At 60.8% G+C, this 17,247-nt stretch carries 16 protein-coding genes; 8 read left to right on the top strand and 8 right to left on the bottom strand.

Annotated features, from left to right (window positions below):
- Nucleotides 1-67: 67 nt before the first annotated feature.
- Genes dnaQ through AC1RT2_RS12575 form a run of 5 tightly spaced genes read right to left on the bottom strand, consistent with a single transcriptional unit; the run spans nucleotide 68 to nucleotide 3,685 of the window.
- Nucleotides 68-772: a DNA polymerase III subunit epsilon gene (gene dnaQ, locus AC1RT2_RS12595; protein WP_493102271.1), complete on the bottom strand. Its 705-nt coding sequence runs from the start codon at nucleotides 770-772 to the stop codon at nucleotides 68-70.
- Nucleotides 773-788: 16 nt separating this feature from the next.
- Nucleotides 789-1,385 (bottom strand): dephospho-CoA kinase, encoded by a 597-nt coding sequence (coaE, locus tag AC1RT2_RS12590; RefSeq protein WP_493102269.1) that lies wholly within the window; start codon nucleotides 1,383-1,385, stop codon nucleotides 789-791.
- Nucleotides 1,385-2,242, bottom strand: a complete 858-nt coding sequence (locus tag AC1RT2_RS12585; protein ID WP_493102267.1) for a shikimate dehydrogenase — start codon at nucleotides 2,240-2,242, stop codon at nucleotides 1,385-1,387. Before AC1RT2_RS12585 ends, coaE begins: the two co-directional genes overlap by 1 nt.
- Nucleotides 2,235-2,834 carry a Maf-like protein gene (locus AC1RT2_RS12580; protein ID WP_493102265.1) on the bottom strand — a complete coding sequence of 200 codons (600 nt, stop codon included), beginning with the start codon at nucleotides 2,832-2,834 and terminating at the stop codon, nucleotides 2,235-2,237. The genes AC1RT2_RS12585 and AC1RT2_RS12580 overlap by 8 nt, the downstream gene beginning before the upstream one ends.
- 29 nt (nucleotides 2,835-2,863) lie before the next feature.
- Nucleotides 2,864-3,685, bottom strand: a complete 822-nt coding sequence (locus AC1RT2_RS12575) for a pyruvate, water dikinase regulatory protein (protein ID WP_444800860.1) — start codon at nucleotides 3,683-3,685, stop codon at nucleotides 2,864-2,866.
- A 404-nt stretch (nucleotides 3,686-4,089) separates the two neighbouring features.
- Between AC1RT2_RS12575 and hemE the strand changes: the two genes are divergently transcribed.
- The 8 genes from hemE to AC1RT2_RS12535 all read left to right on the top strand — a co-directional run bounded on the left by hemE (nucleotide 4,090) and on the right by AC1RT2_RS12535 (nucleotide 12,870).
- On the top strand, nucleotides 4,090-5,124 hold the full coding sequence (hemE, locus tag AC1RT2_RS12570) for a uroporphyrinogen decarboxylase (RefSeq protein WP_493102262.1): 1,035 nt from the start codon (nucleotides 4,090-4,092) through the stop codon (nucleotides 5,122-5,124).
- Nucleotides 5,121-5,660: a protoporphyrinogen oxidase HemJ gene (hemJ, locus tag AC1RT2_RS12565; protein WP_493102260.1), complete on the top strand. Its 540-nt coding sequence runs from the start codon at nucleotides 5,121-5,123 to the stop codon at nucleotides 5,658-5,660. Before hemE ends, hemJ begins: the two co-directional genes overlap by 4 nt.
- Before the next feature lie 186 nt (nucleotides 5,661-5,846).
- Nucleotides 5,847-7,112, top strand: coding sequence for a transcription termination factor Rho (rho, locus tag AC1RT2_RS12560; RefSeq protein ID WP_150129972.1), 1,266 nt, complete (start codon nucleotides 5,847-5,849; stop codon nucleotides 7,110-7,112).
- Nucleotides 7,113-7,236: 124 nt separating this feature from the next.
- Nucleotides 7,237-8,562, top strand: a complete 1,326-nt coding sequence (gene mnmE, locus AC1RT2_RS12555) for a tRNA uridine-5-carboxymethylaminomethyl(34) synthesis GTPase MnmE (protein WP_493102258.1) — start codon at nucleotides 7,237-7,239, stop codon at nucleotides 8,560-8,562.
- 67 nt (nucleotides 8,563-8,629) lie between these two features.
- A complete protein-coding gene (gene mnmG, locus AC1RT2_RS12550; RefSeq protein ID WP_493102256.1) occupies nucleotides 8,630-10,519 on the top strand; it encodes a tRNA uridine-5-carboxymethylaminomethyl(34) synthesis enzyme MnmG in 1,890 nt (629 codons plus the stop codon).
- Complete coding sequence (gene rsmG, locus AC1RT2_RS12545) at nucleotides 10,516-11,148, top strand: 16S rRNA (guanine(527)-N(7))-methyltransferase RsmG (protein WP_069060548.1); 633 nt, start codon at nucleotides 10,516-10,518, stop codon at nucleotides 11,146-11,148. Before mnmG ends, rsmG begins: the two co-directional genes overlap by 4 nt.
- Nucleotides 11,149-11,161: 13 nt before the next feature.
- Nucleotides 11,162-11,956, top strand: a complete 795-nt coding sequence (locus AC1RT2_RS12540) for a ParA family protein (protein WP_069061574.1) — start codon at nucleotides 11,162-11,164, stop codon at nucleotides 11,954-11,956.
- Nucleotides 11,957-11,979: 23 nt separating this feature from the next.
- Nucleotides 11,980-12,870, top strand: coding sequence for a ParB/RepB/Spo0J family partition protein (locus tag AC1RT2_RS12535; RefSeq protein ID WP_493102253.1), 891 nt, complete (start codon nucleotides 11,980-11,982; stop codon nucleotides 12,868-12,870).
- A 53-nt stretch (nucleotides 12,871-12,923) separates the two neighbouring features.
- On the opposite strand, the gene holA is transcribed toward AC1RT2_RS12535, so the two are convergent.
- Genes holA through leuS form a run of 3 tightly spaced genes read right to left on the bottom strand, consistent with a single transcriptional unit; the run spans nucleotide 12,924 to nucleotide 17,107 of the window.
- Nucleotides 12,924-13,958 (bottom strand): DNA polymerase III subunit delta, encoded by a 1,035-nt coding sequence (gene holA / locus AC1RT2_RS12530; RefSeq protein WP_493102251.1) that lies wholly within the window; start codon nucleotides 13,956-13,958, stop codon nucleotides 12,924-12,926.
- Nucleotides 13,959-13,965: 7 nt separating this feature from the next.
- Nucleotides 13,966-14,490: an LPS assembly lipoprotein LptE gene (lptE, locus tag AC1RT2_RS12525; protein ID WP_493102249.1), complete on the bottom strand. Its 525-nt coding sequence runs from the start codon at nucleotides 14,488-14,490 to the stop codon at nucleotides 13,966-13,968.
- Nucleotides 14,477-17,107: a leucine--tRNA ligase gene (gene leuS, locus AC1RT2_RS12520; protein ID WP_493102247.1), complete on the bottom strand. Its 2,631-nt coding sequence runs from the start codon at nucleotides 17,105-17,107 to the stop codon at nucleotides 14,477-14,479. The genes lptE and leuS overlap by 14 nt, the downstream gene beginning before the upstream one ends.
- Nucleotides 17,108-17,247 lie beyond the last annotated feature (140 nt).

The following is a 17,247-nucleotide window of genomic DNA, read 5'->3' as shown; positions in this document are numbered from 1 at the left end:
CAAACACAACGCCCGGCCACTTGGTGACCGGGCGTTTTCTTTTGCCTACCGATAGCCGAAGCCGGATTCAGGCGTCGTATTTCGCCCAGATCGCCTTGCCGCCCATCGTGCCTACCATGGCGGCATGGGCAGTCTGCTCTTCCTCGGTGAGACGGGGTGCCAGGGGTTTCGGGCGCGCGCCGAGCTGCAGAGCGACCTCATCCTCGGCCTCGACGAGGGTCCTGCGGCCCATTTCGGCCGTGCCGAGACCGAGTGCCGCCTGCCGGCCACCGAGCATCTCGATATAGACCTCGGCGAGCAGTTCGGAGTCGAGCAGCGCGCCGTGCTGCGTGCGGTGCGAATTGTCGATGCCGTAGCGCCGGCAGAGCGCATCGAGCGAGTTCGGCCCCATCGGATGTTTCCGGCGCGCCAGCGCCAAGGTGTCCGTCACCCGTTCCTGCAGGATCGGCGGCCGGCCGAGCCGATCCAGCTCGGCATTGATGAAGCCCATGTCGAAGTTGGCGTTATGCGCGACCCACCGGGCCTCGCCGAAGAAGTCGAGGATTTTTTCAACCACCTCGCCGAAGGAGGGTTTGTCCTTCAGCGATTCGTCGGTGATGCCGTGCACCGCAAGCGCATCGGGGTGGACCTTGCGGTCGCCCGGATTGATATAGAGATGGAGCGTACGGCCGGTGGGGAAATGGTTTTCCAACTCCACGCCGCCGATCTCGATGACGCGGTCGAGCTTGTTGTCGAGGCCGGTCGTTTCCGTATCGAAGATGATCTCGCGCATCAGTCCTGCCGTCCCTTCAAGCTATGGATTTGCCTTGACGCAATTCCAGCAAAACCTCTTCCACCTGTTTGCGTGCCGCTTCAAGCCCCCGGTCCGTATCGATGAGGAAATCGGCCCGCCGACGTTTTTCCGCATCCGGCATCTGGCGCGACAGGATCAGCTCGAATTTTTCCGCCGTCATGCCGGGGCGGGCAAGCACCCGCTGCCGTTGCGTCTCGGGATCACAGGTGACGACGACCACCTTGTCCACCCGCTTCTCGCCCCCCGTTTCATAGAGCAGCGGAATATCGAGCAGAACGAGCGGCGATCTGTTACGGCGTGCCGCATCGAGAAAGGCGGTTTCCCGCGCCCGCACCAGGGGGTGGATGATGGCCTCCAGTTCGCGAAAACGCCCGGGCGCCTGCGCCAGGACTGCCGACAGCGCTTTCCGGTCGATGGCACCATCTTTCAGCGCCTCGGGAAATCGCTCAGCCACCGGCGCCACGGCTTCCTTGTGATACAGGTCGTGAACCGTTGCATCGGCATCGTGCACCGGCACACCCAGATCGGAAAACATCTGCGCGGTCGTCGACTTGCCTGTCCCGATCGATCCCGTAAGGCCGAGCACGATCATCAATGGGCCTCCATGTCCGCAAGGATCCGGCGACGCAGTTCCGCATCGACGGTCGGTCGTTGACCGAACCACTTTTCGAAGCCTGGTGCCGCCTGGTGCAGCAGCATGCCGAGGCCATCCACCGTGGCAAACCCCTGCGCCTTTGCCTGGCTGAGGATGGGCGTGATCAAGGGCACATAAACGATGTCCGTCACCACCGCGCCGTGAGCCAGCGGCGAGAAATCGAAATTCGGCGCCGGCTCGCCATCCATGCCAAGCGACGTCGTGTTGACGAAAAGCCCCGCCGCTTTCGACACCTCGGGCAAGGCCGCCATGTCATGCGCATGGACCTTTGGTCCAAAACGGTCGGCCAGTTCCTGCGCCCGCGCGACGGTGCGGTTCACCACATGGATTTCAGCGACACCACGATCGCGCACGGCCTGGATGATCGCCCGGCTTGCCCCTCCTGCCCCGAGAATAACGGCACGATCGGTCTTGTCCCAACCGGGTGCAACAGCATCGAGATTGGCCAGAAAGCCAAAGCCGTCCGTGTTCGTTGTGTGAAGCGCACCGTCCTCCAGCCAGAGCGTGTTCGAGGCTCCGAGTTCCTCGCTCAGGGCATCCGGCCTGTCGGCCAGTGCAAAGGCTGTCTCCTTGTGCGGAATGGTGACATTGCCACCGGTGAAGCCGGATTCACCACTCTGCAGCCTAGAAATGAAGCCGGCGAAATCCTGCGGCGAAATCTCTTGGCGTGTGTAGGAACCAGGAATCCCCAGGGTTTCCAGCCAATAGCCGTGAATGAGCGGCGAGCGCGAATGTTTGACCGGGTAGCCCGTCACGAAGGCATGGCGGGCGATTGTTTCACGTGAATCATGCATCGATGGCACCGAGATCGCGAAGTTTAGCCAGCAACGGAAGCAGTGGCAGGCCGAGGATGGTAAAGTAGTCGCCGTCGATCCGCTCGAAGAGTTGGACCCCTTCCCCTTCCAACTGATAAGCGCCGACGCTCGCCAGCACGCGCGTGCCCACCCGGGCGAGATGACGGTCGATGAAGGTTTCGGACAGCGGCCGCATCGTCAGGTTCGCAATCGAAACGTCGCTCCAGAGCGTTTCCCCATCCCGCACAAGCGCAATGCCGCAGTTCAGCGAATGGATTTTCCCGGACATCGCCGTCAGGTGCGACTTCGCCTCCGCCATATCCGCCGGCTTGTGAAACACGCGGCCTTCAAGCGAAAGCGTCTGGTCCGAGCCGATTACCAGCGCACCCGGATTGCGCCGGGCAACGTCCCGCGCCTTCTCGATCGCCAGCGCCTCGGCGATCGCCTGCGGCGTCGGATTGTGCGCGGCAAGGGCCGCCTCCGCGGCACGCTCATCAATCTCGGCCGCCCGCGTTTCAAAGATCAGGCCGGCATTTTCCATGAGCATACGGCGAAAGGGGCTTTGCGAAGCCAGGATCAGGGGCACCGTCATCCAGATATCTCCGTGGGTCTTTCCCCGCGTTAGCGAAGCTTGGGACGAAGCGCAACGATGGCGGCGGCCGTTTCCTCGATGGAGCGGCGCGTGACGTCGATGATCGGCCAGTTGTGGCGCGCGCAGATGGCGCGGGCATATTTCAGTTCCTCGGAAATCTGCGCGCGGTCGATATAGTCTTCGCCGCGAAAATCCTGCGTCTGTCCGAGCAGCCGGTTCTGCCGCACCTGGGCGATCCGGTCCGTCGTGGCGATCAGGCCGACGACCAGCGGTTTCGTCGTGGTCGACAACCGATCCGGCAGCGGCACGCCGAGCACGATCGGCACATTGGCTGTCTTGATGCCGCGATTGGCGAGATAGATGCTGGTCGGCGTCTTGGACGTGCGGCTGATGCCAACGAGGATGACATCGGCCTCCTCCAGATTGGCGGGAAGCTGCCCATCGTCATGGTCCATCGTAAAGTTCAACGCGTCGATGCGCGCGAAGTATTCCGCATTCATCACATGTTGCGCACCGACCCGGCGGCGCGACGGCGCGCCGAGATAGGACTGGAAGAGATCGATGACCGGCTCAAGCACCGAAACACAGGGCACGCCCATCTCGCGGCAGCGCTGGTCGATGATGTCCGACAGCTCCCGGTCGACGATCGTATAGAGCACGATGCCCGGCGCACCATCGATCGCATCGAGCACCGGCATCAGCTGCTTGCGGTTTCGCACCAGCGGATAGACGTGTTCGAGCGCCTGCGAAGACTGGAACTGCGCCGCCGCCGCCCGTCCCGCCGCGATCAGCGTTTCGCCCGTCGAGTCCGAAATGAGGTGCAGATGGAAGTAGTTTTTGGTGCTTTCCACAATATCCTCGACCCCCTGTTGATGACCCGGGATAAACAGCAGCTAAGAACGGCAGGGGGGCGGAGGCAAGAGGATAAGTGCCGATTTATCCACAAATGGCAGTCGCGAGGAAAGCGATTCAGGGCGCTTGTGGATAAGACTCACATCATGGCAAAGTGTCGCGTTTGCCCACAGCCTATCCACAGGAAAACGCTTTTGGCGGCACGAGGAATCATTTTGATTCTAAAAGAGGAATCTGGATTTCCTCGTTCTGTAATGAAAATAGCATTCGGCCGTTCGCCTTTTCCTCTCTCTGTGCGCTGAGACCCGCCGGCTGTGGAGAGGATTTAATCCTTGATAGTCACCGACTCTAAGAAATAGAAACCCTTTTAAGAGAGATTATTTCTTTATTGGAGAACCCCGCGATGTCTGCGAAAAGCCGGAAGATCGTCGAAGTCCTGAATGGCAAGACGGTGTCTCCGCCTCCTGTCTGGCTGATGCGGCAGGCCGGACGCCATCTGCCGGAATACCGGGCAACGCGTGCAGAAGCCGGAAGTTTCCTCGATCTCTGTTATTCGCCGGCACTGGCAACGGAAGTCACGCTCCAGCCGATCCGCCGCTATGGCTTTGATGCGGCGATCCTGTTTTCCGACATCCTCGTCATTCCCGATGCCCTGAAGCGCAATGTGCGTTTTGAGGAAGGCCATGGACCCCGTCTCGATCCGATCGACGCGGACGGTATTTTTGCCCTGAAGGGAGACGACGTTCAAAATCACCTCCAGCCGGTCATGGAAGCGGTCGGCCGTATCCGCCATGCCCTGCCACCGGAAACCGCCCTGCTCGGCTTCTGCGGCGCTCCCTGGACGGTTGCGACCTATATGATCGCCGGTCAGGGAACGCCGGACCAGGCGCCAGCCCGCCTCTTCGCCTACAGGGAACCCCGCGCCTTCGCCCGACTGCTCGATGTGCTGTCCGAATTGTCCGCCGACTACCTGGTGGCGCAGATCGATGCCGGCGCCGACGCGGTGCAGATCTTCGATTCCTGGGCCGGCGTCCTCGGCGAAAAGGAATTTGCCGATTATGCCGTGCGGCCCGTGCGGCGAATCATCGATTCGGTGAAATCCCGCCGTCCTCACGCCAAGGTAATCGCCTTCGCCAAGGGCGCCGGCCTGCTTTTGAAGACCTACCGGCAGGAGACGCGCGCCGACGCCATCGGCCTCGACTGGTCAGTGCCGTTGTCCTTCGCCGCTGATCTCCAGAAGGACGGCGCGGTACAGGGTAATCTCGATCCCATGCGTGTCGTCGCCGGCGGTGCGGCTCTGGACGAGGGTATCGATGCCATCCTGCAAGCCCTCGGCAATGGCCCGTTGATCTTCAATCTCGGCCACGGCATCACGCCGCAGGCCGATCCGGAAAACGTCATGCGCCTGGTGGCGCGCGTTCGCGGAGAAAACCGGTGAGCGAGAAACAGACGGGCGAAAGCGCCGGGCGCCGGGCACGATTGCGTGCGGCGGCCGCCCTTGCTGTCTTCGCCCTGCTGGCCGTCGTCCTGATCGCCTTTCCACCAGACGATTTGTATCTTTGGATCAGGGCGTTGCACATCATCGCGGTGATGTCGTGGATGGCGGGGCTGCTCTACCTGCCGCGGCTCTTCGTCTATCACACGGACGCGCCGGCCGGCTCCGCCCAGTCGGAGACGTTCAAGGTGATGGAGCAGCGGCTCTACCGCACCATCATGCAGCCGGCCATGGGTCTTTCCTGGCTGCTCGGCCTCTATCTCGCCTGGTCCGTCTATGGTTTTCAGGGCGGCTGGCTCCATGCCAAGCTCGCTTTCGTCGTGCTTTTGACAGGGGTTCATCACTTTTACGGCAACGCGGTCAAAGCCTTTGCCGACGACAAAAACACCAAAACCGGCCGGCAATGGCGCATCTGGAACGAGGCTCCGGCCCTTTTGATGATCCTCATCGTCGTGATGGTGGTGGTCAAACCGTTCTAGGTCGTCGCGACAAAAAAGACGAAATTTGCAGGCCCCCTTGCGAGGCAGCGCCGGAACCGCTACTTTCCGCCCATCTCATCTCTCGTGGCATGTGTATTCGTTCAGTGGACTGCACCGGACCCCGCGCAGTTCGTCCTTGACCCGCACGCCTTTTCCCACCCCCGACGATCCCAGCATGGACCATTCATGGCCGAAATGAAGCTACAAGACCTCAAGAACAAGACTCCGACCGACCTCCTTGCTTTCGCCGAATCGCTCGAGGTCGAGAACGCGAGCACGATGCGCAAACAGGAACTGATGTTTGCCATCCTGAAGATGCTGGCCTCGCAGGAAGTCGAGATCATCGGCGAGGGTGTCGTGGAAGTGCTGCAGGACGGTTTCGGCTTCTTGCGCTCGGCCAATGCGAACTACCTGCCGGGTCCGGACGATATCTACATCTCGCCCTCCCAGATCCGCCGCTTCTCGCTGAAGACCGGCGATACCGTCGAGGGCCCGATCCGTGGACCCAAGGAAGGCGAGCGTTACTTTGCGCTCCTCAAGGTCAACACGATCAACTTCGACGACCCGGAAAAAATCCGCCACAAGGTCCATTTCGACAACCTGACGCCGCTCTATCCGAACGAGCGCTTCAAGATGGAACTCGACGTTCCGACGTCGAAGGATCTTTCGCCGCGCGTCATCGATCTGGTGGCGCCGCTCGGCAAGGGCCAGCGCGGCCTCATCGTCGCCCCGCCACGCACGGGTAAGACGGTTCTGCTGCAGAACATCGCCCATTCGATCACGGCGAACCATCCGGAATGTTATCTCATCGTTCTCCTGATCGACGAGCGTCCGGAAGAAGTGACGGACATGCAGCGCTCGGTGAAGGGCGAAGTGGTGTCCTCGACGTTCGACGAGCCGGCGACGCGCCACGTGCAGGTCGCCGAAATGGTCATCGAAAAGGCCAAGCGCCTTGTCGAGCACGGCCGTGACGTTGTCATCCTGCTCGATTCGATCACCCGCCTCGGACGCGCCTACAACACGGTCGTGCCGTCGTCCGGCAAGGTTCTGACCGGCGGTGTCGACGCCAACGCCCTGCAGCGCCCGAAGCGCTTCTTCGGTGCTGCGCGTAACATCGAGGAAGGCGGTTCGCTGACGATCATCGCTACAGCGCTGATCGATACCGGTAGCCGCATGGACGAAGTGATCTTCGAAGAATTCAAGGGTACCGGCAACTCAGAAATTGTGCTGGACCGCAAGGTCGCCGACAAGCGCATCTTCCCGGCGATGGATATTCTCAAGTCCGGCACGCGCAAGGAAGACCTGCTCGTGCCGCGCGGGGATCTCCAGAAGATCTTCGTTCTCCGCCGTATCCTTGCCCCGATGGGCACGACCGATGCGATTGAGTTCCTGATCGATAAGCTGAAGCAGACGAAGAGCAATGGCGATTTCTTCGATTCGATGAACACCTGATCGGTTCCGCCGATTTGTTAGCCCCATGGTCCCGATCGCAAGTCGGGACCATTTTCGTTTGTGAAACACAAATCGATTCTACACCGAAACAAACCGACCGATTCGTATCCGGAACGACAAAAGAATGAAGGCCAAAGACACGATATTTGCCCTGTCGAGCGGCGGACTGCCCTCCGGCGTCGCTGTGATCAGGCTGAGCGGCCCGCAGAGCGGGGATACTATTGGGCGGCTCTGCGGTCACGTACCCCGGCCACGGCACGCGTCGCTGTTACCGATTCGGGACCGGAATGGTGCGATGCTCGATCAGGGGATCGTGTTGTATTTTCCTGGCCCCAACTCGTTTACCGGCGAAGATTGCGCCGAACTTCAGATTCATGGAGGACGCGCGACGGTCAAAGTCGTGCTGGCGACCCTCGCCGGGCTTGAAGGATTGCGGGTTGCCGAGGCTGGAGAGTTCTCGCGCCGCGCCTTTCTGAACGGACGCATGGACCTGGTGGAAGCAGAAGGCCTTGCTGATCTCATCGTCGCCGAAACAGAGATGCAGCGCCGTCTTGCGGCGGAGCAGGCGTCGGGAGGCCTGTCCACGCTTTATGATTCGTGGGCGAAACGGTTGACGCACGCCCGGGCGATGATCGAAGCGGAGCTGGATTTTGCCGACGAAGACGACGTCCCAGGATCGGTCGCTGCCTCGATTTGGCGTGATATGCGTGCCTTGGAACAAGATATTATTAACCACCTCGCCGAGGCAAAAACCGGCGAAATCGTTCGGGACGGCTTGAATGTCGTGATCGCCGGCCCGCCGAATGCGGGAAAGTCGAGCCTCCTGAACCATCTCGCCAGGCGTGATGTCGCGATCGTCACGGACGTGCCGGGAACCACCCGGGACGTGCTTTCTGTCGATCTCGACCTGTCGGGCTTCGCCGTCCGTCTTCATGATACGGCGGGTTTGCGCGAGACGGATGATGTGGTTGAACGGGAGGGTATTCGACGGACGCATCTCTCCATGTCGCAAGCACATCTTGTTCTGCTGCTGTCCGAACACTCGGGCGCCGATAGGCTACTGCTCGATGAGCATTACGAAGGCCCGGTTCTTCACGTTCGCACGAAGGCAGATAAGACGGAGCAGCCTTGGCTGACCGATGGTACGGATGTTATGATCTCCGTGAAGTCCGGTGAGGGCATAGCGGAACTGCTCGACGCGATCGGGCGGCATCTGCCCGATCTTGAGGCCGGCAGCGCCTTGGCGCTCCCGACACGGCAACGACATGTCGCCAGCTTGACGGAGGTACGGAAGCAGATAGGGCTTGCCCTTGAATCGGATGTGGAAGGCCTGGATATACGGGCGGAATATCTCCGCCGCGCCGGCCAATCCCTTGGTCGCGTGACGGGTCGCGTCGATGTCGAAAATTTGCTCGACGTTATCTTTTCGGAATTTTGTATTGGCAAATGATTCACGTGAAACACCACAACGTGCACGAGTCGTTTCGAGCGTTTCACGTGAAACAGGTAGGTGCGATATGACAAGTATAAACAGCTATGATGTCATCGTCGTCGGTGGCGGCCACGCTGGCGTCGAGGCCGCGGCTGCGGCGGCACGGTTCGGTGCCAAGACGGCATTGGTCACCCATAAAGCGACGACCATTGGCACCATGTCCTGTAATCCCGCGATCGGCGGTCTTGGCAAAGGCCACCTCGTCCGCGAAGTCGACGCCCTGGATGGTTTGATGGGTCGTGTGGCGGATCACGCCGGTATTCAGTTCCGACTGCTGAATCGTAAAAAAGGGCCTGCGGTGCGTGGACCGCGCACGCAGGCTGACAGGAAGCTCTACCTTCAGGCAATGCAGGCCGAGATTTCTGGTATTTCCGGCCTGCACGTTATTGAGGGTGACGCCTTCGACTTGGCGTTCTCTGATGGACAGCTCGAAGCCCTGATCATGAAGGATGGACGCCGGCTTGCATGTCGCGCTGTGGTCATTACGACGGGCACGTTCTTGCGCGGCCTTATTCATATCGGCAGCGAAAAGATTCCGGCTGGCCGCGTTGGTGAAGACCCATCGATCGGGCTTTCCGCGACCTTCGAACGGCTTGGCCTCTCCTTGGGGCGGTTGAAGACCGGCACGCCGGCGCGTCTGGATGGACGGACGATCCGGTGGGATGCTGTCGGTCGTCAGGCTGCCGATGAAGATCCGGTGCCGTTTTCCTTCATGACGGATCGCATCACGACGCCGCAGATTGAATGTGGCGTGACACGCACGACACCGACGACCCACCGCATCATCGAAGAAAACATCGGCAAGTCCGCCATGTATTCCGGGCAGATCGAGGGTGTGGGACCGCGATACTGCCCGTCGATCGAAGACAAGATTGTCCGGTTCGGGGAGCGGGATGGGCACCAGATCTTTCTGGAGCCAGAAGGTCTCGACGATCACACTGTCTATCCCAACGGCATTTCCACTTCGTTGCCTGCCTACGTGCAGGAAGCTTTCATCCGGACCATTCCCGGTTTGGAGGAGGTGACAATCCTGCAGCCCGGCTATGCGATCGAATACGATCATGTCGATCCAAGGGAACTGTCAGCGTGCCTTGAAGTCAAACGCCAACCGGGCCTCTTTCTCGCGGGGCAGATCAATGGCACGACCGGTTACGAAGAGGCGGCGGCACAGGGACTGGTGGCGGGTCTCAATGCCGCGCGGCGTGCGGCGGGTCACGATGGCCATATCTTCAGCCGGACCGACAGCTATATCGGCGTGATGATCGATGACCTGACATCGCGTGGCGTCACCGAACCGTACCGGATGTTCACCTCCCGCGCGGAATACCGACTGTCCTTACGAGCGGACAACGCCGATGCCCGACTGACACCACTCGGCATTGACCTCGGTATCGTCGCCAAACCGCGCCGGGACCGTTTTACCCAATGGTCGGGCGACATGCAGACCGCACGAGAGAGGTTGCAGACGCTGCGGTTATCGCCGAATGAGGCGGCAGTGCACGGCATCAAGATCAATTTCGACGGTGTCCGTCGAAGCGCTTACGACCTGCTTGCCTATCCCGACATCAACTTTAGAGATCTGGCGGCAATCTGGCCGGAAGACCTCGCTGAGTTTGTGTCGCGTGTTCGGGATGCGATCGAAATCGAGGCCACCTACGCCGTCTATATGAATCGGCAGGAGAGGGACATTGCCGAGGCGCGCCGCGAAGAGGAACGCCGAATTCCGGACGACTTTGATTTCAGCACGCTGCCGGGCCTATCGATCGAGCTTCGTCAGAAGCTTGCCGCGGCGCGCCCGTCAAACCTTTCCCAGGCGTCGCGCGTCGATGGTATGACACCAGCGGCACTGACCCTTCTCCTCGCATATCTGAAGCGTCTACCGGCGGACGCAGTGCAAAAGGCTGCCTCTATATGAAGACTATGCCTCGCGATTTGGATGGCCTGAATGTTTCACGTGAAACTGTGGAGAGGCTGAACGGCTTCGTCGTGCTTTTTCAGAAATGGGCGAAAGCCATCAATCTGGTTGCGCCGTCGACTCTTTCCGAGGTTTGGGCCCGGCACGTCGTGGATAGCGCGCAGATCTATGCACTCTATCCCGGAGCCCGGACGTGGGTTGATCTCGGCAGTGGGGGTGGCTTCCCCGGCATCGTGACAGGCATTCTACTCGCTGAGCGGGACGATGGCTGGGTTCATCTGGTCGAGAGCAACAACAAGAAGGCGGCTTTTCTGCGAACAGCAATTCGCGAAACCGGCGCGCGCGCTTCGGTCCATGCGATTCGCATCGAGGAAGCGCCGTCCGTTATTCCCCAGTGCGATGCGATCTCTGCCCGAGCCCTGGCAGATCTTGATCTTCTCATGGATTTCGGCCTCCCTTGGGCGGAGCGGAATCCGGATTTGCGACTTTTCCTGCACAAAGGGCGGGATTACCAAAGGGAGGTCGATAAAGCGCTTGGTCGGTGGAGATTCGATCTGGTAAAACATGCCAGTGTTGTCGAGCCGGATTCTGTCGTGCTCGAACTCTCGCATCTTTCGCGAAAACCTTAGGGATTGCATGTCCATGGCAGGCGAAAAGAACCGGATCATTACGATTGCGAACCAGAAGGGCGGCGTTGGAAAGACGACGACGGCGATCAATCTCGCGACGGCGCTGGCAGCTATCGGTGAGCGGGTCCTGATTGTCGATCTGGACCCCCAGGGAAATGCCAGCACGGGCCTGGGCATCGACCGCCGCAATCGCGAACTGTCGTCGTTTGATCTTTTAATCGGCAGCCACGGTGTGGCCGAGACAGCGGTACCAACCGCTGTGCCCAACCTGTCGATCATTCCATCCACAATGGACCTGCTTGGCATCGAAATGGAAATTGCCCAGCAGAATGACCGGGTCTTCCGCTTGAAGCGTGCGCTCGCGTCTGAAGGCGCGTTGTCTTACTCTTACGTGCTCGTCGATTGCCCGCCGTCCTTCAATCTGCTGACGATGAATGCCATGGCGGCGGCCCATTCCGTGCTCGTGCCGTTGCAATGCGAGTTTTTTGCCCTGGAAGGCCTTAGCCAGCTTCTGGAAACGGTCGACCAGGTGCGTCGCACAGTCAATCCGCGACTGGATATCCAGGGCATCGTTCTCACCATGTTTGATTCGCGCAACAATCTGGCGCAACAGGTCGTCAACGATGTGCGCACGCATCTCGGTGAGAAGGTCTATCATACGCTCATTCCGCGGAATGTGCGCGTTTCGGAAGCGCCTTCCTATGGCAAGCCGGCCATTCTTTACGATCTCAAATGCGCCGGAAGCCAGGCCTATCTTCAGCTCGCTTCCGAGGTGATCCAGCGAGAAAGGCAGCGGAAGGCTGCTTGATTCAGTATCCGTGAGTAGAACCGATGAACGATGATACCTCCAAGCGGCGCCTCGGCCGCGGCCTCGCGGCACTGATCGGGGAGATGGACCAGGTGCCGACCGCCGACATCGGTGATCGACCGGCAGTCAATCCCGATCGACTTGTGCCGATCGAGTTTATCGGTCGAAATCCGCGTAACCCGCGGCGTTATTTTGACGAATCCGAATTGCAGGATTTGGCGTCCTCCATTCGCCAGCACGGTATTGTCCAACCTGTCGTCGTGCGTACGATTGCAGAAAGCCGCTACGAAATCATCGCTGGCGAACGTCGCTGGCGCGCGGCCCAGCTGGCAGGTCTGATCGAAATCCCGGTTATCATCCGCGACGTGGACGACCGCACGGCGCTGGAAATTGCGATCGTCGAGAACGTTCAACGTTCGGATCTCAACCCGCTGGAAGAAGCGATGGGCTATGAGCTGCTGATCGCCGATCATGGCTATACGCAGAACGACCTCGGCGAGATCATCGGCAAGAGCCGCAGCCACGTGGCAAACAGTCTTCGCCTGTTGAAGTTGCCGGAGCCTGTGCGCGATATGCTTGCCTCCGGCACGCTATCGGCCGGGCACGCGCGGGCGCTCATTCCGACATCGGATCCCACTGTCCTTGCGAAGGCTGTCGTGGCAAAAGGCATGTCCGTACGGGATACGGAGCGTCTCGCCCAGAACGATATCAAAGCTCAGAGCGATCCGAGCCATGCGCAGACACCGCGCAAGGAGGAAAAGGATGCCGATACGCTGGCCTTGGAGCGAACGCTTTCGGATGTCCTTGGTCTCGATGTCACCGTAAATCACAAGGGCGGCGGCGGTCAGCTTCGGATCGCCTACAAGACACTGGAACAGCTCGAAGAAATCTGCCGGCTTCTAGAGCGTCGTTGACGCTTCCAAGAGGCTCGCTATTCCACGCGAAGGTCACAAATCCTTAGCCGGATTCAGCGGCGGGCCGACTGAAGCACGGTTGCCAGCAGGGTCTGCATGGCAATCGTATCTTCCAGAGCAGCGCGCTGCCGGCTTTGCAGGATCGCCGCCTGCAGGCGCTGTGTTTCACGCCGAATGGCCGGACCTGTCCAGGTTTTCAGCGCATTCTCCACGATCGGTTTGCGGCGGAAATGAAGATGCCGGCCCAAGGTCGCAATGGCCTGCGCGGCGGGCGCTCGTTTTTCGTCCATTTCTGCACGCATCAGTTCCATAAGCTGGAACTGTCGCAGGCATCCTTGCAGGACGAGGAAGACCGGCGTCTTGGAGGAAACGATCTTCTGGATGGCATGCAGGAAGCCGTCACGATCGCCCTTGAGGATGGCATCGATGGCGTCGTCCGTCGAGATCGCACTGGCATCGCCGACAATTTCCTCGACATCCTGCTCCTCGATAAGCGCCTTGCCGCGACAATAGAGCGCCAGCTTGCGCACCTCGTTGCGAGAGGCCAGCCTGTCGCCGCCGATGGTTTCCGTCAGGCGCTGCCGGGCGGCGGGAGAAATTCGCAGGTTCTCGGCCGTCAGTTCCTGATCGATCAACGTCTGCAGGGCGCGGCCGTCATCGGAATAACAGGGGACGGCGACGATCTGGGCGGAGGATTCTGCCGCCTTGCGCAGGGCTGCACCCTTCTTCAGGTCGCCGGCTTCTATGATCAGCGTAGAGGAGCCTGCTGGCTCGCGCGAGAGGATTTCCAGGGCATCGGAAACACCCTTCTCGCTGCCGACGTTGCGGATCCAGACAAGACGATCACCGCCGAACAGGCCGATGGCGTTCATCTCGTCAATGAGCCGCCCCGGTTGGCTGCCGATTTCACCAGCGTCGAGTTTCACGACGGAGAACGCGTCTTTGAGATCGACACCGCTGGCCGCGGCAAGCGCCGAGGCTCGTTCGGAAACGAGCCCGCGGTCGGGTCCGTAGATAAGGAGCAGGCGCGCAGGCAAAGGCTTCCGTTTCAGGAAACCATCAAATTCGTGCGATTTGATCTCGGCCATAGCCGGCTCAGCGACGGCCGAGAGCCGACGCGATATCGGCTCGGACCAGCTCTGCGAGTTCGCGGGCACCGCGGTTTTCCGCATCGCGAACGGCGCGCAGCTTGGCGAATTCCTGGATCGGGAAATCGACCAGCGCGACGGCCGAACGTTTGCCGGATGTAATCGTTTCGCCGGAGTCGGACTTCACGAGGTTGTAGTCCGCCGACACGACGATACGACCGGCACGTGGAACATCGTCTGCCACATCGATCAGCACGCCGATATTGCGCACGGAGACATTGAGATCCAGATGATAGAGGGCGTTTTGCGGTTCGCCCGCACCGCCGGCAAAGAGGAAGATCAGGTCGTTGCGGACCTGCTGTTCCACACGGTCGTCGGCCTCCGAAATGGAGACGGAGGCAAGCTTGCCTTCCGTGCCGGCGGCCGTGGAATAGAGCGGGCGCACCTGGCACCCGGCGAGCGCGCCGAGAAGAGCGATGCCGGCGAGTGCCTTGCCGAGTCGCGAGAGGCCGGTTCCGTCAGACAACAACATTCACGATCCTCTGCGGTACGACGATGATCTTCTTGGGGTGCTTACCGGCAAGTGCTACCTGGACGGCCTCGAGGGCCAGCACGGCCGCTTCGACCGCACTCTGGTCCGCATCGCGGGCGATTGTCAAATCCGCACGCTTCTTGCCGTTGATCTGCACGGGCAGCGTGATCTCGTTTTCGATGACCAGACGATCGTCATAGGACGGCCAGGCTGTCATTGCCACGAGGCCTTCGCCGCCGATTTCTCGCCAGCACTCTTCCGCCAGATGCGGGGTCATCGGCGCGACGATGCGGATCAGGATGCCGATGGCTTCCCGAAGGGCCGCAGTGAGTTCAGGCGAGGCCTTGCCGGCGGCTGCCGTTGCCAGCGGCGCGGCGATCGTGTTGACGAATTCGTAGATGCGCGCGACAGCCTTGTTGAAGGCGAGCTTGTCGTAATCCGCCTGGACGGCCTTCAGCGTCTTGTGCGCGGCCTGCGAGACAGCGAGTGCCTCGCCCTCGGCGCCGGCGTGGCTTTCGACGGTCTTCAGCACCGGTGCGGCTTCGGAGACGAGACGCCAGACGCGCTGGACGAAGCGGTTTGCGCCTTCGACGCCGGCTTCCGACCAGATGACGTCACGGTCCGGCGGAGAATCGGAGAGCACGAAGAAGCGGGCGGTATCGGCGCCATAGGAGGCAATGATATCGTCCGGATCGACGACGTTCTTCTTCGATTTCGACATCTTCTCGATCGAGCCGATGGCAATTTCTTCGCCGGATTCGAGATGCAGTGCGCGGCGTTTGCCGTCCGCTTCCTCGATGCGGATTTCCGCCGGCGTCACCCATTCGCGCTTGGCGCCTTCGCCGCGGCTATAGGTTTCGTGCACGACCATGCCCTGCGTGAAGAGGCCCTTGAAGGGCTCCTTGATGTCGAGATGGCCGGCCACCTGCATGGCGCGGGTGAAGAAACGCGAATAGAGCAGATGCAGGATCGCGTGTTCGATGCCGCCGATATACTGGTCGACCGGCAGCCAGGCATTGGCGGCGGCCGGGTCGGTCGGGTTGTTTTCCCAAGGGGCGGTGAAGCGCGCGTAGTACCAGGACGAGTCGACAAAAGTGTCCATCGTGTCCGTCTCGCGACGGGCATTCTTGCCGCAATGCGGGCAGGCAACATGACGCCAGGTCGGGTGACGATCGAGTGGATTGCCGGGCTTGTCGAAGGTGACGTCGTCCGGCAGCTTCACCGGCAGGTCGGCCTTAGGTACGGGCACGACACCGCAATCATCGCAATGGATGACCGGGATCGGGCAGCCCCAATAGCGCTGGCGCGAAATGCCCCAGTCGCGCAGGCGGAAATTCACCTTGCGCTCGCCCTGCGGCGCGTTGCCGAGCGTTGCCGCGCTCAGGCGCTTGGCCACCTCTTCGAATGCTTCGTCCGTGCCGAGGCCGTCGAGAAAGCGGGAATTGATCATCACGCCGTCGCCGACATAGGCTTCGTCGCCGATCGCGAAGGTGGCGGCGTCGCCATCCTTCGGCATGACGACGGGCACGACCGGCAGGTCATATTTGCGCGCGAAATCGAGGTCGCGCTGGTCACCGGAGGGGCAGCCGAAAATCGCGCCCGTGCCGTAGTCCATCAACACGAAGTTCGCGACATAGACCGGCAGTTCCACGCTGGCATCGAAGGGATGGCGAACGCGGATGCCCGTGTCCATGCCCCTCTTCTCGGCGGTTTCGAGGGCGGCAAGCGAGGTGCCGGCGCGGCGGCATTCCTCGCAGAACGCCATGATCTCTGGATTGGTGGCGGAGACTTCGCGGGCCAGCGGATGATCGGCGGAAATCGCAAGGAACGAGGCGCCGAACAGCGTGTCGGGACGCGTCGTGTAGACGGTGACATCCTTCTCGGTCGTCAGGCCGGCGCCGCTGGACACTTCCCAGCGCACCAGCATGCCTTCGGAGCGGCCGATCCAGTTCTTCTGCATCAGCCGGACCTTTTCCGGCCACTGATCGAGCGTTTCCAGCGAATCGAGCAGGTCCTGGCTGAAATCGGTGATGCGGAAGAACCACTGCGTCAGCTCGCGCTGCTCGACGAGCGCGCCCGAGCGCCAGCCGCGGCCATCGATGACCTGCTCATTGGCGAGAACGGTGTGGTCGACCGGGTCCCAGTTCACCTTGGACTGCTTGCGATAGACGAGGCCCTTTTCCAGGAAGTCGAGGAACAGGTGCTGCTGGCGCTGGTAGTACTCGACATCGCAGGTGGCGAATTCACGCGACCAGTCGAGCGACAGGCCCATCGACTTCAGCTGCGCACGCATCGTCGCGATGTTTTCGTAGGTCCAGCTCTTCGGGTGCACCTTGTTCTGCATGGCGGCGTTTTCGGCGGGCATGCCGAAGGCGTCCCAGCCCATCGGGTGCAGCACGTTGAAGCCGCGCGCACGCTTGTAGCGGGCAACCACGTCGCCCATCGCATAGTTGCGCACATGGCCCATGTGGATGCGGCCGGACGGATAGGGGAACATCTCTAGCACGTAGTACTTTTCGCGCGGGTCGTCGTTCTGGGTCAGAAAGACGTTTTCTTCGTTCCATTTTGCCTGCCAGCGGGGTTCGGCATCGCGCGGATTGTAACGTTCGGTGGCCATGTCTTTGATGTTCCGGAAGTCTTTTGGGAGTCTTGGAGGGCGGTTCGCCCATGCGAATATAGTGGCGAGACCTTCATCATGAAACCGCCGAAGCGTCAAGTTTTGTGGGCCTCGCGCGGGCTTGTCGCAGCGTCTCGTGC

It is taken from the genome of Shinella sp. GW821-FHT11G07, from assembly GCF_058808115.1.
This window is presented reverse-complemented; position numbering and strand designations above follow the sequence as displayed.

Excerpts from the sequence above, each read along its gene's own strand:
- rsmG (WP_069060548.1), top strand. The coding sequence starts at position 10,516 with ATGAAGACTATGCCTCGCGATTTGGATGGCCTGAATGTTTCACGTGAA.
- mnmG (WP_493102256.1), top strand. The coding sequence starts at position 8,630 with ATGACAAGTATAAACAGCTATGATGTCATCGTCGTCGGTGGCGGCCAC.
- leuS (WP_493102247.1), bottom strand. The coding sequence starts at position 17,107 with ATGGCCACCGAACGTTACAATCCGCGCGATGCCGAACCCCGCTGGCAG.
- lptE (WP_493102249.1), bottom strand. The coding sequence starts at position 14,490 with ATGTTGTTGTCTGACGGAACCGGCCTCTCGCGACTCGGCAAGGCACTC.
- mnmE (WP_493102258.1), top strand. The coding sequence starts at position 7,237 with ATGAAGGCCAAAGACACGATATTTGCCCTGTCGAGCGGCGGACTGCCC.
- holA (WP_493102251.1), bottom strand. The coding sequence starts at position 13,958 with ATGGCCGAGATCAAATCGCACGAATTTGATGGTTTCCTGAAACGGAAG.
- AC1RT2_RS12540 (WP_069061574.1), top strand. The coding sequence starts at position 11,162 with ATGGCAGGCGAAAAGAACCGGATCATTACGATTGCGAACCAGAAGGGC.
- hemE (WP_493102262.1), top strand. The coding sequence starts at position 4,090 with ATGTCTGCGAAAAGCCGGAAGATCGTCGAAGTCCTGAATGGCAAGACG.
- rho (WP_150129972.1), top strand. The coding sequence starts at position 5,847 with ATGGCCGAAATGAAGCTACAAGACCTCAAGAACAAGACTCCGACCGAC.
- AC1RT2_RS12585 (WP_493102267.1), bottom strand. The coding sequence starts at position 2,242 with ATGCATGATTCACGTGAAACAATCGCCCGCCATGCCTTCGTGACGGGC.
- dnaQ (WP_493102271.1), bottom strand. The coding sequence starts at position 772 with ATGCGCGAGATCATCTTCGATACGGAAACGACCGGCCTCGACAACAAG.
- coaE (WP_493102269.1), bottom strand. The coding sequence starts at position 1,385 with ATGATCGTGCTCGGCCTTACGGGATCGATCGGGACAGGCAAGTCGACG.
- AC1RT2_RS12580 (WP_493102265.1), bottom strand. The coding sequence starts at position 2,834 with ATGACGGTGCCCCTGATCCTGGCTTCGCAAAGCCCCTTTCGCCGTATG.
- AC1RT2_RS12535 (WP_493102253.1), top strand. The coding sequence starts at position 11,980 with ATGAACGATGATACCTCCAAGCGGCGCCTCGGCCGCGGCCTCGCGGCA.